The organism is Micromonospora sp. NPDC023966 (assembly GCF_040639095.1).
GTDB lineage: Bacteria > Actinomycetota > Actinomycetes > Mycobacteriales > Micromonosporaceae > Micromonospora.
Map to the genome: position 1 here is coordinate 25,921 of NZ_JBEZZJ010000023.1, position 11,455 is coordinate 37,375.

14 protein-coding genes are annotated in these 11,455 nt (G+C 74.6%); 7 read left to right on the forward strand and 7 right to left on the reverse strand.

Annotated features, from left to right (window positions below):
• Nucleotides 1-67 precede the first annotated feature (67 nt).
• Nucleotides 68-688, reverse strand: a complete 621-nt coding sequence (locus tag AB0F68_RS24750; RefSeq protein WP_357342284.1) for an L-threonylcarbamoyladenylate synthase — start codon at nucleotides 686-688, stop codon at nucleotides 68-70.
• Between the two features lie 118 nt (nucleotides 689-806).
• Here AB0F68_RS24750 and AB0F68_RS24755 point away from each other — a divergent pair, with 118 nt between their 5' ends.
• The gene (locus AB0F68_RS24755; RefSeq protein ID WP_357342286.1) at nucleotides 807-1,118 is read left to right on the forward strand and encodes a hypothetical protein; all 312 of its coding nucleotides are present in this window, start codon (nucleotides 807-809) and stop codon (nucleotides 1,116-1,118) included.
• Nucleotides 1,119-1,301: 183 nt separating this feature from the next.
• Nucleotides 1,302-2,411, forward strand: coding sequence for a glutamate--cysteine ligase (locus tag AB0F68_RS24760; protein WP_357342288.1), 1,110 nt, complete (start codon nucleotides 1,302-1,304; stop codon nucleotides 2,409-2,411).
• A gap of 10 nt (nucleotides 2,412-2,421) precedes the next feature.
• Here the strand turns inward: AB0F68_RS24760 and AB0F68_RS24765 are convergent, their stop codons facing one another.
• The 4 genes from AB0F68_RS24765 to AB0F68_RS24780 all read right to left on the reverse strand — a co-directional run bounded on the left by AB0F68_RS24765 (nucleotide 2,422) and on the right by AB0F68_RS24780 (nucleotide 5,681).
• A complete protein-coding gene (locus AB0F68_RS24765) occupies nucleotides 2,422-2,697 on the reverse strand; it encodes a YegP family protein (protein WP_357342290.1) in 276 nt (91 codons plus the stop codon).
• A gap of 41 nt (nucleotides 2,698-2,738) precedes the next feature.
• Nucleotides 2,739-4,523 carry an N-acetylglutaminylglutamine amidotransferase gene (locus AB0F68_RS24770; protein WP_357342293.1) on the reverse strand — a complete coding sequence of 595 codons (1,785 nt, stop codon included), beginning with the start codon at nucleotides 4,521-4,523 and terminating at the stop codon, nucleotides 2,739-2,741.
• 113 nt (nucleotides 4,524-4,636) lie between these two features.
• The gene (locus AB0F68_RS24775) at nucleotides 4,637-5,017 is read right to left on the reverse strand and encodes a VOC family protein (protein WP_357342296.1); all 381 of its coding nucleotides are present in this window, start codon (nucleotides 5,015-5,017) and stop codon (nucleotides 4,637-4,639) included.
• A 37-nt stretch (nucleotides 5,018-5,054) separates the two neighbouring features.
• The gene (locus AB0F68_RS24780) at nucleotides 5,055-5,681 is read right to left on the reverse strand and encodes an SGNH/GDSL hydrolase family protein (protein ID WP_357342299.1); all 627 of its coding nucleotides are present in this window, start codon (nucleotides 5,679-5,681) and stop codon (nucleotides 5,055-5,057) included.
• Between the two features lie 299 nt (nucleotides 5,682-5,980).
• On the opposite strand from AB0F68_RS24780, the gene AB0F68_RS24785 reads away from it, so the two are divergent.
• The 5 genes from AB0F68_RS24785 to AB0F68_RS24805 are packed head-to-tail and all read left to right on the forward strand — an operon-like array spanning nucleotide 5,981 to nucleotide 9,786.
• Nucleotides 5,981-7,138, forward strand: a complete 1,158-nt coding sequence (locus AB0F68_RS24785; RefSeq protein WP_357342303.1) for an ATP-binding protein — start codon at nucleotides 5,981-5,983, stop codon at nucleotides 7,136-7,138.
• On the forward strand, nucleotides 7,135-7,584 hold the full coding sequence (locus tag AB0F68_RS24790; protein ID WP_357342306.1) for a roadblock/LC7 domain-containing protein: 450 nt from the start codon (nucleotides 7,135-7,137) through the stop codon (nucleotides 7,582-7,584). The genes AB0F68_RS24785 and AB0F68_RS24790 overlap by 4 nt, the downstream gene beginning before the upstream one ends.
• A gap of 20 nt (nucleotides 7,585-7,604) precedes the next feature.
• On the forward strand, nucleotides 7,605-7,946 hold the full coding sequence (locus tag AB0F68_RS24795) for a DUF742 domain-containing protein (protein WP_357342309.1): 342 nt from the start codon (nucleotides 7,605-7,607) through the stop codon (nucleotides 7,944-7,946).
• Nucleotides 7,924-8,529: an ATP/GTP-binding protein gene (locus AB0F68_RS24800; RefSeq protein ID WP_357342311.1), complete on the forward strand. Its 606-nt coding sequence runs from the start codon at nucleotides 7,924-7,926 to the stop codon at nucleotides 8,527-8,529. Before AB0F68_RS24795 ends, AB0F68_RS24800 begins: the two co-directional genes overlap by 23 nt.
• Nucleotides 8,530-8,547: 18 nt before the next feature.
• On the forward strand, nucleotides 8,548-9,786 hold the full coding sequence (locus AB0F68_RS24805; protein ID WP_357342315.1) for a styrene monooxygenase/indole monooxygenase family protein: 1,239 nt from the start codon (nucleotides 8,548-8,550) through the stop codon (nucleotides 9,784-9,786).
• Between the two features lie 103 nt (nucleotides 9,787-9,889).
• On the opposite strand, the gene AB0F68_RS24810 is transcribed toward AB0F68_RS24805, so the two are convergent.
• Together AB0F68_RS24810 and AB0F68_RS24815 are read right to left on the reverse strand one after the other, a co-directional pair.
• On the reverse strand, nucleotides 9,890-10,921 hold the full coding sequence (locus tag AB0F68_RS24810; protein ID WP_357342317.1) for a nitronate monooxygenase: 1,032 nt from the start codon (nucleotides 10,919-10,921) through the stop codon (nucleotides 9,890-9,892).
• Nucleotides 10,922-11,021: 100 nt separating this feature from the next.
• Nucleotides 11,022-11,444, reverse strand: coding sequence for a glutaredoxin domain-containing protein (locus AB0F68_RS24815; RefSeq protein WP_357342319.1), 423 nt, complete (start codon nucleotides 11,442-11,444; stop codon nucleotides 11,022-11,024).
• Nucleotides 11,445-11,455: the final 11 nt, after the last annotated feature.

Sequence of the window (11,455 nt, forward strand, 5' to 3'; positions counted from 1 at the left end):
CCGTCACCGTCCGCCGGACCCCACGGTGTCGCACGGCCGGGGCGCGGCGGGGTGGAACGGCGAATCGCTACTCGAAGCGGGACGGGTCGCCGGCGCCGCGGCGCAGGATCTCCGGTTCCGGCCCGGACAGGTCGACCACGGTGGTCGGTTCCAGGCCGCAGTCGCCCGCGTCGACCACGGCGTCGACCAGATGGTCGAGCCGTTCCTTGATCTCCCAGCCCTGGGTCAGCGGCTCCTCCTCGCCGGGGAGCAGCAGGGTGCTGGAGAGCAGCGGCTCGCCGAGTTCGGCCAGCAGCGCCTGGGTCACCGTGTGCTTCGGTACGCGGACCCCGACGACCCTCCGCCGCGGGTCCTGGAGGCGCCGGGGCACCTCGGCGGTGGCCGGCAGGATGAACGTGTAGCTGCCCGGGATGGCGGCCTTGACCTGGCGGAAGACCGCGTTGCTGAGCTTGACGAACTGGCCGAGCTGGGCGAAGTCGGCGCACACCAGGGTGAACGGGTGCCGCTCGTCGAGGCGGCGGATCTCCCGGATCCGCTGGACCCCGGCGCGGTTGCCGAGCTGGCAGCCGAGGGCGTAGCAGGAGTCCGTCGGGTAGGCGATCAGGCCGTCGCCGCGGAGCAGGTCGACGATCTGCCGAAGCACCCGGGGCTGGGGATTGTCCGGGTGCAGGTCGTAGTACCTCGCCACGTCGGTCAGCCTATGCCGCCGGCCGGGCGGAGGCGAACTCGGAAGATCCGGCGTGACCAGGTTTGGCGTAGGGACGTTCTGGAAACAGAGGGGCGGCTCAAAGAGGGGGGACCTGAACATGTCCGAAGCCAGCACCGAGCACGCCGACCGACCGGTCGAGGTGACCGATCCGCTGTTGTGGGGCCTGTCCGCGGCGGTGGCCGACGCCCACCAGCCCGACGAGGACGAGGTCTGCGTCAGCCCGAGCTGCGTCGGGGCCGCCTGGCCCTGCGCCGCCTGGAACAAGGCCCAGGAGGGGCTGCGCGCCGCCCGGGTCCCGCGTCCCGCGCCGCCGACCGCGGAGCCGGGCGGGGTCGGCCCGTCGAGCGGGCGGTCCACCGACCCGGCGCCGGCCAGGCCCGCCGAGCCGCTCGCCGTCACCGCCGCCTGAGGGGTAGCGCCGCCCGGCCGGTCGGCGCGCAGTGGCCAGGGTAAACGTCCACCGGGTGCCGGGGATGCGCCGTACCGTCGACGTGAGGCGGCAGGCGCACCCCGGTGCGTCCGTCGCCGACCCGCCCGCGCGGTACGCCGGCACGCGTCCGCCGCGTGCCGGCCGCACCCCGGAGGTGAGCTCGTGGCGCCCGTCCCGGCGGTCCGCACGCTCGGCGTGGAGGAGGAGTACCTGCTCCTGGATCCGGTGACCGGACAGAGCCTGCCGGTGGCCGACCAGGTGCTCGCCGCTCTCGCCGGCGCCAGCCGGGAACAGAGCCGGCAGGAGTTCCGGCACAGCATGGTCGAGATGGTGACGCCGATCTGCACCGGCCTGGGCGAGCTGCGCGAGCACCTCGTGGCGCTCCGCCGGGCCGCCGCGGAGGCCGCCGAGGCGGCGGGGGCGCGGCTGGTGGCGGTCGCGGCGACGCCGGTGTGCGAGCCGCACCGCTCGGTGCCGGACAAGGACCGCTACCGTGCCATGTCGCACCGGTTCGGGCCGGTGGCGCACGATCCGGCGGTCTGCGGCTGTCACGTGCACGTCGGGGTGTCGGACCGGGAACTCGCCGTGCAGGTCTGCAACCATCTGCGGCCCTGGCTGCCGGTGGTGCAGGCACTGACCACCAACTCGCCGCTGCACGACGGGCGGGACACCGGGCACGCGAGCTGGCGCGCCATCCAGTTCGACCGCTGGCCGAGCGTCGGGCCGACCCCGCACTTCGACTCCGCCGCCGACTACGACCGGACGGTCCAGGAGCTCGTCGACGCCGGCATCATGCTGGACGCCCAGATGGTCTACTGGTACGCCCGCCCGTCCGTCGCCTACCCGACGGTGGAGGTCCGGGTGGGCGACGTCTGCCCGACGGTCGACGACACCGTGCTGGTCGCCGCCCTGTTGCGGGCCCTGGTCGACACGACGATCGACGACGTGCGCGCAGGCCGGGCCGCGCCCCGGATCCGGGGCTGCGTGGTGGCTGCCGCGCACTGGCGCGCCGCCCACGACGGGGTGGACGGGGACCTGGTCGACCTGCGCGCGGGCGGGTCCCGACCGGCCTGGGAGCTGATCGACGACCTGGTCACCACCGTGACTCCGGCACTGAGCCGCCACGGCGACCTGGACGTGGTGCACCAGCAGCTCGACCGGCTGCGCCGCGACGGCAGCGGGGCGACCCGGCAGCGGCGGATCCTGGCCGACACCGGCGGGGACGTCGGGGCGGTCCTGGACGAGCTGGCCGCGCGCACCCTCGACGGCTGACCACCGGTGGTCAGACGGGCGGGATGCCGGACCGCCCGATCCGGGCCAGGTCGGGCTCCCCGTCGACCGTCCGGCTGGGCGGCGCCCCGGCCGGCTCGGTCGGCTCGGTCGGCTCGGTGCGGTCCTCGATCGCGGCGCCGCCGATCTCGCGCATCATGTCCGCGACGACGGCCAGGGCCGCGGCCTTGTCGGCGTACTGCCGCCCGGTGGCGATGACCTGGCCGTCGGCGCCCACCAGCGTGAACCCGTAGGTGCCGGTGTCGGCGGCGGCGATGAGGAACTTCATCCGCACCGCTTACCCGGCGAGGAGGCGGAGACACCAGGCGGTCAGTCGATGCCGTGCGACTGCAACCACAGCTCCAGCAGCCCGAGCTGCCAGAGCTTGTTGCTCCCGGCGGCGGCCTGCGCGCGGTCCGGGTCGGCGATCAGCTCCGCCACGTACGCCGGCCGGAACAGCTCCCGCCGCCAGGCGGCCGGCGCGGCGAGGGCCTCGGCGACCAGTTCGCGGACCGGGCCGTCGACGTTGCGCAGCGCCGGGACCGGGAAGTAGCCCTTGGGCCGGTCGATCACCTCGGCCGGCAGCACCGACCGGGCCACCTCCTTGAGCACGCCCTTGCCGCCCCGGGCCGTCTTGTGTTCGGGCGGGCACGCGGCGGCCAGCGTGACCAGGTCCTGGTCGAGGAAGGGGGTACGCACCTCCAGCCCCCAGGCCATGCTCATGCTGTCGACCCGTTTGACCGGGTCGTCGGGGAGCATCAGGTGGGTGTCCAGGCGCAGCACCGCGTCCAGCGCGGTCTCGGCGCCGGGGGCGGCCAGGTGCGCCGCCAGCACCTCCCGGCTGGCGTCCCGGGGGCAGGCGTGGGCCGGACCTACCATCCGGCTCAGCTCGGCGTGCGTACGGTCGAAGAAGGCGTCGGCGAAGGCCTCGGCCACCGCGTCGCGGGGCACGTCGGCGAGGGGCTGGTGGTAGCCGTACCCGGCGAAGACCTCGTCCGCCCCCTGGCCGGACTGGGCCACCTTGACGTGCCGGGCGACCTGCTCGGAGAGCAGGTGGAAGGCAACGACGTCGTGGCTGCCCATCGGCTCGGTCATCGCGGTCACGGCGCGGCGGACCGCCGGGACGAGGTCCTCGTCGCCGAGCCGGATCCGGTGGTGATCGGTGTCGAAGGCGCCCGCCACCAGATCCGAGTAGTGGAACTCGTCGCCCGCCTCGCCGTCGCGGCCGCTGAAGCCGATGCTGAAGGTCTGCAGGTGGTGCTGGCCGGCCTCGGCGAGCAGGGCGACGATCATGCTGGAGTCGAGGCCGCCGGAGAGCAGTACCCCGACGGGCACGTCGGCCACCAGGCGCCGCCGCACGGCCGTGCGCAGGGCGTCCCCGACCGCCGCCGTCCAGTCCTCGGCGGTCAGGCCGGCGTGTGCCGGGTCGCGGCGGTAGTCCGGCTGCCAGTAGACGTGCTCGCGGGAGCGGCCGTCGGCCTCGACGATCCGCAGGGTGGCCGGTGGCAGCTTGCGTACTCCACGCAGGATGGTGCGCGGCGCCGGCACGATCGAGTGCCAGGACAGGTAGTGGTGCAGCGCCACCGGGTCGATGTCGGTGTCCACCTCGCCGGCCCGCAGCAGCGCGGGCAGCGTGGAGGCGAACCGCAGCCGGCCGGGCGACTCGGCCAGGTAGAGGGGCTTGATGCCGAGCCGGTCGCGGGCCAGGACGAGGCGGTCCCGCCGGTGGTCGACCAGGGCCACCGCGAACATCCCCACCAGGTGCTCGACGAAGCGCTCGCCCCACTGCGCGTACGCCACGAGGACCACCTCGGTGTCCCCCGTGGAGCGGAAGGTGTGTCCGGCGGAGATCAGCTCCTCGCGCAGCTCCGGGTAGTTGTAGACGCAGCCGTTGAAGACGAGCGTCAGCCCCAGGTCCTCGCGGACTATCGGCTGCGCCGCCGCCTCCGACAGGTCGATCACGGTCAGCCGCCGGTGTCCGAGCGTCACCCAGCCCTCGGGCCGCAGACCCTCGCCGTCCGGCCCGCGCGAGCGCATCGCCCCGGTCATCCGCTCGACCGCGGCGGAGTCCGGTCGCGAGCCGTCGAATCGCGCCTCACCGCCGATGCCACACATGGTCGCCGCGACTACCCGAAGCGATGGCTGGAAAACCCGATCCCGCTGGTCAGGTGGTCGCAGAGCGGCGCCGGCGCGCCGGCGCCGAGAGCGCTCTCGCGGCCACCCCCGACTCAGTCCCAGCGGGTGGCGGTCGCCGCGAACAGCCCCGGGACGCTAGCCACCGGGATCACGCAGAGCAGGTGACCGCCCGGCGCCCGCAGCACGTGGCAGTCGAGCCAGCGGGACACCGGCGTGGCGCCGAGGCGGACCAGCCGGTCGACCTCGGCGGCCACGTCGTCGGTCTCGATGTCCAGGTGGTGCCGGGGCGCGTCGTCCACCGACTGCACCGCGGTGACCAGCCCGGGCACCACGTCGACCAGGTCGGTGAACTGCGGCTCGGCCGGGTCGGTACGGGTCGACGCGCCGAGCGCCGCGGACCAGAACTCGGTCGCCGGCCCGGCGGCCTCGCGGGGCGCGTCGAGGATCAGGGCGTAGAGTCGGGAGCGGTGCATCCGCCGAGCTTAACCACGATCGGCGTCGATGGCAGACTCAGGCCGACGGGCTGACCGCACGCAGCCAGGCCTGGGCGATCAGCGCGTGACCGAACGGGGTGGGGTGCACGCCGTCGCGGGTCCACACCCGGCCGTCCACGTCGGCCGCCTGGAACAGCTCGTCCACCGCCACCAGCGTCGCGTCGAACTCGGCGGCGAGCTTGCGGACCACCTCGACCTTCGGGTCGAGGTCCGCCCGCCACGCGTGCTGCGCGTCGTCCAGCGGGACGACGAACGGCTCGACGAGGACCAGCCGGGCGCCCAGCGGCCGGGTGGCCTCGAGCAGATGCCGGTAGTCACGGGCGAAGTCGGCGGCGCTGATCGGATCGTCGCGGGTGTAGCGCCGCCAGGTGTCGTTGATGCCGATCAGCACCGACACCACCTGCGGGGCGAGGGCCAGGCAGTCGGTCTCCCAGCGGGCCCGCAGGTCGCGTACCCGGTCGCCACTGATGCCCCGGTTGAGAAAGGTGGCCCGGTGGTCGGGGTGGCGGGCGGTGAACCAGGCGGAGGCCATCATGGCGTACCCGGTGCCGAGGTCGTCGGGGCAGGCCCGGTCCCGACCGGCGTCGGTGATGCTGTCGCCGATGAAGAGCACCCGGCCGCCGCGCGGCACCGCCACCGTCATCCGCCCGTCCCCTTCCGCGCCACGCCGTTTCCATGATCATGCCGTACCGCCGGTCGGGCGGCCCGCACGGGTGGCCGGTCGATCGGATGCCGCCCCCGCTGACGGCCGACCCGCCGGAAAGATCTCGCATCCGGCTGTTGCGTTCTTCGGCGCGGGACCGATCAACCATTTGTGGCAGTCTGGCGACCGGAGTGTGAAAACCGCCCCAAGTTGCCCTTCAACGTTGCAATCGGCGCACACGTGATGGTTGACTGCTGCACCATGCCAGAGCCGAAGATCACGGACAGGCCGGTTTTTTCGTGAGAAGCACCGACATCACGCGGCGACGGGCCACCTGGCGGCAGCGGGCGGCACGTTGGTTGGATCCGACGGTCGCCCGGTGGGACGTCGCGCCACCGGAAACCCCCGCACCGCCACCTGCGGAGGAGGCCCGCGGGCCCGGCCCGTGGCCCGCCATCTGCGAGCAGTTCGCCCTGCGGATCCTCGCCTCGGCCTACCAGATGGGCGCCCACCTGGAGGCCGTCGAGGCCGACGAGCAGGACCCGGAGCGTCTCGAGCGGCTCTACCGCATCGACCACGCGAACACCCGGATCCGGCGGCACGCGGAGAACCTCCAGGTGCTGCTGGGCAAGCGGGTCGAGGACGCCGACCCGCAGACGGTCCCCCTGGTCGACGTGGTCCGCGCCGCCGCCTCCGCGGTCGAGCACTACCCGCGCATCCGGATCGGCCACGTGGTCGAGCTGGCGGTGGTCGAGTTCGCCGCCGACGACGTGATCCGGGTGCTCACCGAACTGCTGGACAACGCGACCCGGTTCTCCCCGCCCACCGCCCCGGTCACCGTGTCGGCGTTCGTCACCGAGGACGGCGGCGTCCTGCTGCGGGTCGAGGACGCCGGGGTGGGCGTGCACCCCGACCACCTGACCCAGCTCAACGCCCTGCTCAGTGGCCGGCCGGCCACCCCGATCACTCTCGACCCCGCGGCCCACCTCGGGCTCGCCGTGGTGGCCCACCTGGCCGTCGCCCACCACCTGCGGGTCACCCTCACCACCCGGCCCGCCGGCGGGACCACCGCATCCGTGGCCGTACCCGGCGGGCTGCTCTGCGAGATCCCCGCGCCGGGCCCGGCCGCAGCCGCGCCCGCACCGCCGCCGGCCTGGCCATCCGCCCCGCACGGGACCGACCCCTGGAGTACGCCGATGGCCGCGCCCCACGACGGCACCAACGGGCCGACCGTCCGGCTGACCACTCTCAGCACGCCGGCCGGCGACGCGCCGGCCACCCCCGGGCTGCCCCGCCGGGTGCCCGAGAGCGTCCGCGACCGGGTCCCGGCGCCCCGGCCCCCCGCCGACCCCGGCGTGGGCTCCCCGCCCGAGGCGTGGCCGGACGAGACGGCCGCCTTCGCGGCCGGCGTCAGCGACGCCCGCACCCCCACCGACCACGAAGGACGGCAGCGATGACCCACGTCCACCCGGGAACCGGCACGAGCAACGGGCTGCCCGATTGCGCCTGGCTGATCCGGCAGTTCGCCGAGGACGTGCCGGGAGTCAACCACGCGCTGCTGGTGTCGCTGGACGGCCTGCAACTGGCCGCCTCGCACGGCGTCGGCCGCGACCTGGGCGACCAGCTCGCCGCGCTGACCGCCGGCCTGCTCAGCATGGCCGACCGCAGCTCCGCCCTGCTGGAGCTGGGCTCCGCCGAGTACCTCACCGTCCGGCTGCCCCGCGGGCACCTGCTGTTCATGCGGGTGGGCGAGTCCGCGGGCCTGGCCGTGGCCGCCGCGGCCGGCTGCGACCTGCGGGTCGTGTCGTACCGGATGACGCAGTTCGTCGGCGCGGTGTGGCACGCCCTCACGCCGGCCGTCCGGCACGAGCTGCACCGGATGACCGCCGCTCAGGCCCGCTGACCGGCCGGAGGAAAATGATCATGCCGCTGAGGTACTGGAAGGTCCGGCCGTACGTGCTGACCGCCGGCCGGACCCGCACCCGGCAGCCGCTGCTGGTGCACACCCTGGTGTCGGTGCCCCACTACGACGCCGTGTTCGCCGCCGGCCTGCTGCCCGAGGCCCGCTCGCTGTACGAGCACGCCCGCCCCGCGGCGCGCTCGGTGGCCGAGCTCTCCGCGGTCTGCGGGATCTCGCTGGGGGTGACCCGGGTCGTCGTCGACGACCTGGCCGCCACCGACCGGCTGCTGATCCACACCGACCACCACAACGTCGACTTCCGCCTCCTGGAGAGACTGCGCGATGGCCTCCGCAAACTTGCCTGACAGCCCGCTGCTGACCTCGGCGAAGATCGTCATCGCCGGCGGCTTCGGGGTCGGCAAGACCACCTGCGTCCAGTCCATCTCGGAGATCCCGCCGATCAACACCGAGGCGTGGATGACGGCGGCCAGCGAGACCGTCGACCGGCTGGACCCCGGCATCGACAAGACGACCACCACCGTGGCGATGGACTTCGGCCGGCTGACCATCGGCCCCGACCTGGTGCTCTACCTGTTCGGCACGCCGGGCCAGCCGCGGTTCTGGCCGATGTGGGACGACCTGTGCCGGGGGGCGGTCGGCGCCCTGGTGCTCGCCGACACCCGCGACCTGGCCGCCTCGTTCCCGGCCGTCAACTACTTCGAGCAGGACAGCGACGTGCCCTTCGTGGTCTGCGTGAACCTCTTCGACGGGGTGCTGCACCACCCGCTCGAGGACGTCCGCGCCGCGCTCTCGCTGCCGGCCCGCGTACCCCTGACCGCCTGCGACGCCCGCGACCCGTCGTCGGTGGCGCGGGCGCTGCTGACGGTCGTGGAACACGCCATGTCCCGCACCCCCCGGCCCACCGCGGGCGCGCTCGCGGCGCGGTAGCTCAACCCTGGAGGAACCATGCGCAGAATCCTGATCGTCGGGGCCGGCCAGTCCGGACTCCAACTCGCCCTGAGCCTGCAGGCCGAGGGGTACGACGTCACCGTGATGTCGGCCCGGACGCCCGACGAGATCCGCCGGGGCTGGGTCATGAGCACCCAGGCGATGTTCGGCACCGCGCTCGCCACGGAACGCCGCTACGGGCTGGACCTGTGGCAGGACCGGGCGCCCCGGATCGAGGGGCTGCAGGTCTCGCTCTCCGCGCCCCCCGGTGAGCGGGCGCTGCGCATCGCGTGCCCGCTCGACGAGCCGGCGCAGAGCACCGACCAGCGGATCAAGATGGCCGACTGGCTGGAACTGTTCGAGCAGCGCGGCGGCACGGTGCTCTACCAGACGGTGACCACCAGCGACCTGGACGGCCTGGCCCGGCTCGGCCGCTACGACCTGACCGTGGTGGCCGCCGGCAAGGGCGACCTGGTCGGCGTCTTCGACCGCGACCCGGCCCGCTCGGTGTACGACGCGCCGCAGCGCGGGCTGGCCGTGGCGTACGTGCACGGGATGACCCCGGACCCGCTGCTGCCGGTGCCGCACGTCAGCTTCAACGCGGTGCCCGGGTTGGGCGAGCTGTTCGTCATCCCGGCGCTGACCCACTCCGGTCCCTGCGAGATCCTGTTCTGGGAGGCGGTGCCCGGTGGGCCGCTGGACCTGTGGACCGAGCGGCGCGATCCGGCCGAGCACCTGAAGCTCACCCTCGACCTGGCCCGGCGCTACACGCCGTGGATCTACGACCGGTGCGCCGAGGTGGAGCTGACCGACGGGCGGGCCACCCTGTCCGGGCGGTACACCCCGACGGTGCGCCAACCGGTGGCGGAGCTGCCCTCGGGTGGGCTGGTGCTCGGCATGGCCGACGTGGTGGTGGCCAACGACCCGATCACCGGCCAGGGCAGCAACACCGCCGCGAAGTGCGCGTACACGTATCTGGGGTCGATCCTGGAGCACGGCGACCGGCCGTTCGACCGGGACTGGATGACACAGACCTTCGAGCGGTTCTGGACCGAGACCGGCGAGGCGGTCACCGGCTGGACGAACGCCATGCTGCAACCGCTGCCGCCGCACGTGCAGCAGGTGCTCGGCGCGGCCGCCGGCAACCCGGTCGTGGCCCGGCGGTTCGCCAACGGGTTCAGCGACCCGAACGACTTCCGGGACTGGTTCATGACCCCGGACGCCGCCGAGCGCTACCTGGCTTCAGTCGCCGGCTGACCGTACGCCGGGAGCCGCCGACCGGCGGCTCCCGGCCATCCGAGCCCGGCCGCCCTCGGATGGCCGGCCGCTCACCGGCCGGTCAGGTGGTTACGTGGCGCTCTCAGAGGTCGCGGGTCAGGTCCGTGACGATGTCGGCGGCCGGGGCGGCCCGGGCGCCGCGCCAGCCGGTGCCCGCCCAGAGGTGCAGTCGGTCGGCGTCGCCGGCCTGGGCGGCGGCGACCCGCAGTGGCCGGGTGAGGTGGTGCAGCGCGGGGTAGCCGAGCGGGGCCGCCGCCTCGTGCCGGTCGATGAAGTCGTTGCGCAGCCCACGCGCCGGGCGGCCGGTGAAGGCGCGGGTGACCACCGTCCGGTCCCGTCGCGGGTCGACCAGCGCCTCACGGTGGGTCCGGCCGGCGCCGCTCTCGTCCGCCCGCAGCAGCAGCGTGCCGACCAGCACGCCGACGGCGCCGGCGGCGAGCGCGGCCCGGACGTCCCGGGGGCCGCCGATCCCGCCGGCGCCCAGCACGGGCGGGCCGGCGCTGCCGGCGATCAGCGCGACCAGCTCGGGCAGCGGGCGCGGCGGCGGCGGGGCGTCCGGGGTGAAGGTGCCCAGGTGCCCGCCGGCGGCGCCGCTCTGCACGACCAGCCCGTCCACCCCGAGGTCGGCCGCGGCCGCCGCCTCGGCCGGGTCGGTCACCGTGACCAGCACCCGGCTGCCGGCCCCCCGCAGGTCCCGGACCACCGGCTCCGGCGGCAGGCCGAAGGTGAAGCTGACCACCGGCACCGGGTCGTCGAGCAGCAGGTCGAGCTTCGCCGCCCAGTGGTCGTCGTCCTCGGTGCGGGCCGCGTCCGCCAGGTCCAGCCCGTAGGGCGTGCCCTCGGCGGCGATCCGGGTGGCGTAGCGGCGGAACTCCACCTCCGCCACCGGCACCGGGGTGGGCACGAAGACGTTCACCCCGAACGGCCGGCCGGCGGCACGCAGGTCGGCGATCTCCGCCGCCACCGCCTCCGGCGTCTTGTAGCCGGCGGCCAGGAACGCGAACGCCCCGGTCGCGCCCACCGCCGCGGCCAGCCCGGTGGTGGTCGGTCCGCCGGCCATCGGCGCCGCCACCACCGGCAGGTCCACCCCGAGCAGTTCCCGTATCCCGTCCACCGCACCAGTCTGCCCGGTCACCGCCCGCCCCGCCCCGCGCCCCGCACCTCTGCCCTGCAGGAGCCACACCGGGGACCGGGCCGCGCTGCCGCGGCTCCCGTCAGGACGGCAGGCGTTCGCGCAGCCAGGCCGGCTCCGGGTTCACCACGGCCTGATCAGGCAGCACCACCGTCGGGACCGTCTCGTCGCCGCCGGTGATCGCCCGGACCGCCGCCGCCCCGTCGGGGTCGCGCCAGATGTTCACCCAGTACGCCCGCCGGGCGCGGCGACCCAGCCGGAGCCGCAGCCGCAGGCAGTAGCGGCAGCCGGGCCGCCAGTAGACCACCGGCCGGCCGTCGTGGGCGCTGCGCCGCCGCGCCTCCCCGGCCGGCAGCGACCTCGGGAAGGCCAGCGGCGAGAAGAGCACCGCCAGCACCGCGAAGACCAGGAACTCGACGACGGCCACCACCGGGGTGTCCCCGCCGACCGCGGCGAGCACCCCGCACACCAGCATCAGACCGGCCAACCACCAACTGCGCAGCACGTCGCGGGATG

Excerpts from the sequence above, each read along its gene's own strand:
- AB0F68_RS24755 (WP_357342286.1), top strand. The coding sequence starts at position 807 with ATGTCCGAAGCCAGCACCGAGCACGCCGACCGACCGGTCGAGGTGACC.
- AB0F68_RS24765 (WP_357342290.1), bottom strand. The coding sequence starts at position 2,697 with ATGAAGTTCCTCATCGCCGCCGCCGACACCGGCACCTACGGGTTCACG.
- AB0F68_RS24770 (WP_357342293.1), bottom strand. The coding sequence starts at position 4,523 with ATGTGTGGCATCGGCGGTGAGGCGCGATTCGACGGCTCGCGACCGGAC.
- AB0F68_RS24775 (WP_357342296.1), bottom strand. The coding sequence starts at position 5,017 with ATGCACCGCTCCCGACTCTACGCCCTGATCCTCGACGCGCCCCGCGAG.
- AB0F68_RS24780 (WP_357342299.1), bottom strand. The coding sequence starts at position 5,681 with ATGACGGTGGCGGTGCCGCGCGGCGGCCGGGTGCTCTTCATCGGCGAC.
- AB0F68_RS24790 (WP_357342306.1), top strand. The coding sequence starts at position 7,135 with ATGACCCACGTCCACCCGGGAACCGGCACGAGCAACGGGCTGCCCGAT.
- AB0F68_RS24795 (WP_357342309.1), top strand. The coding sequence starts at position 7,605 with ATGCCGCTGAGGTACTGGAAGGTCCGGCCGTACGTGCTGACCGCCGGC.
- AB0F68_RS24800 (WP_357342311.1), top strand. The coding sequence starts at position 7,924 with ATGGCCTCCGCAAACTTGCCTGACAGCCCGCTGCTGACCTCGGCGAAG.
- AB0F68_RS24805 (WP_357342315.1), top strand. The coding sequence starts at position 8,548 with ATGCGCAGAATCCTGATCGTCGGGGCCGGCCAGTCCGGACTCCAACTC.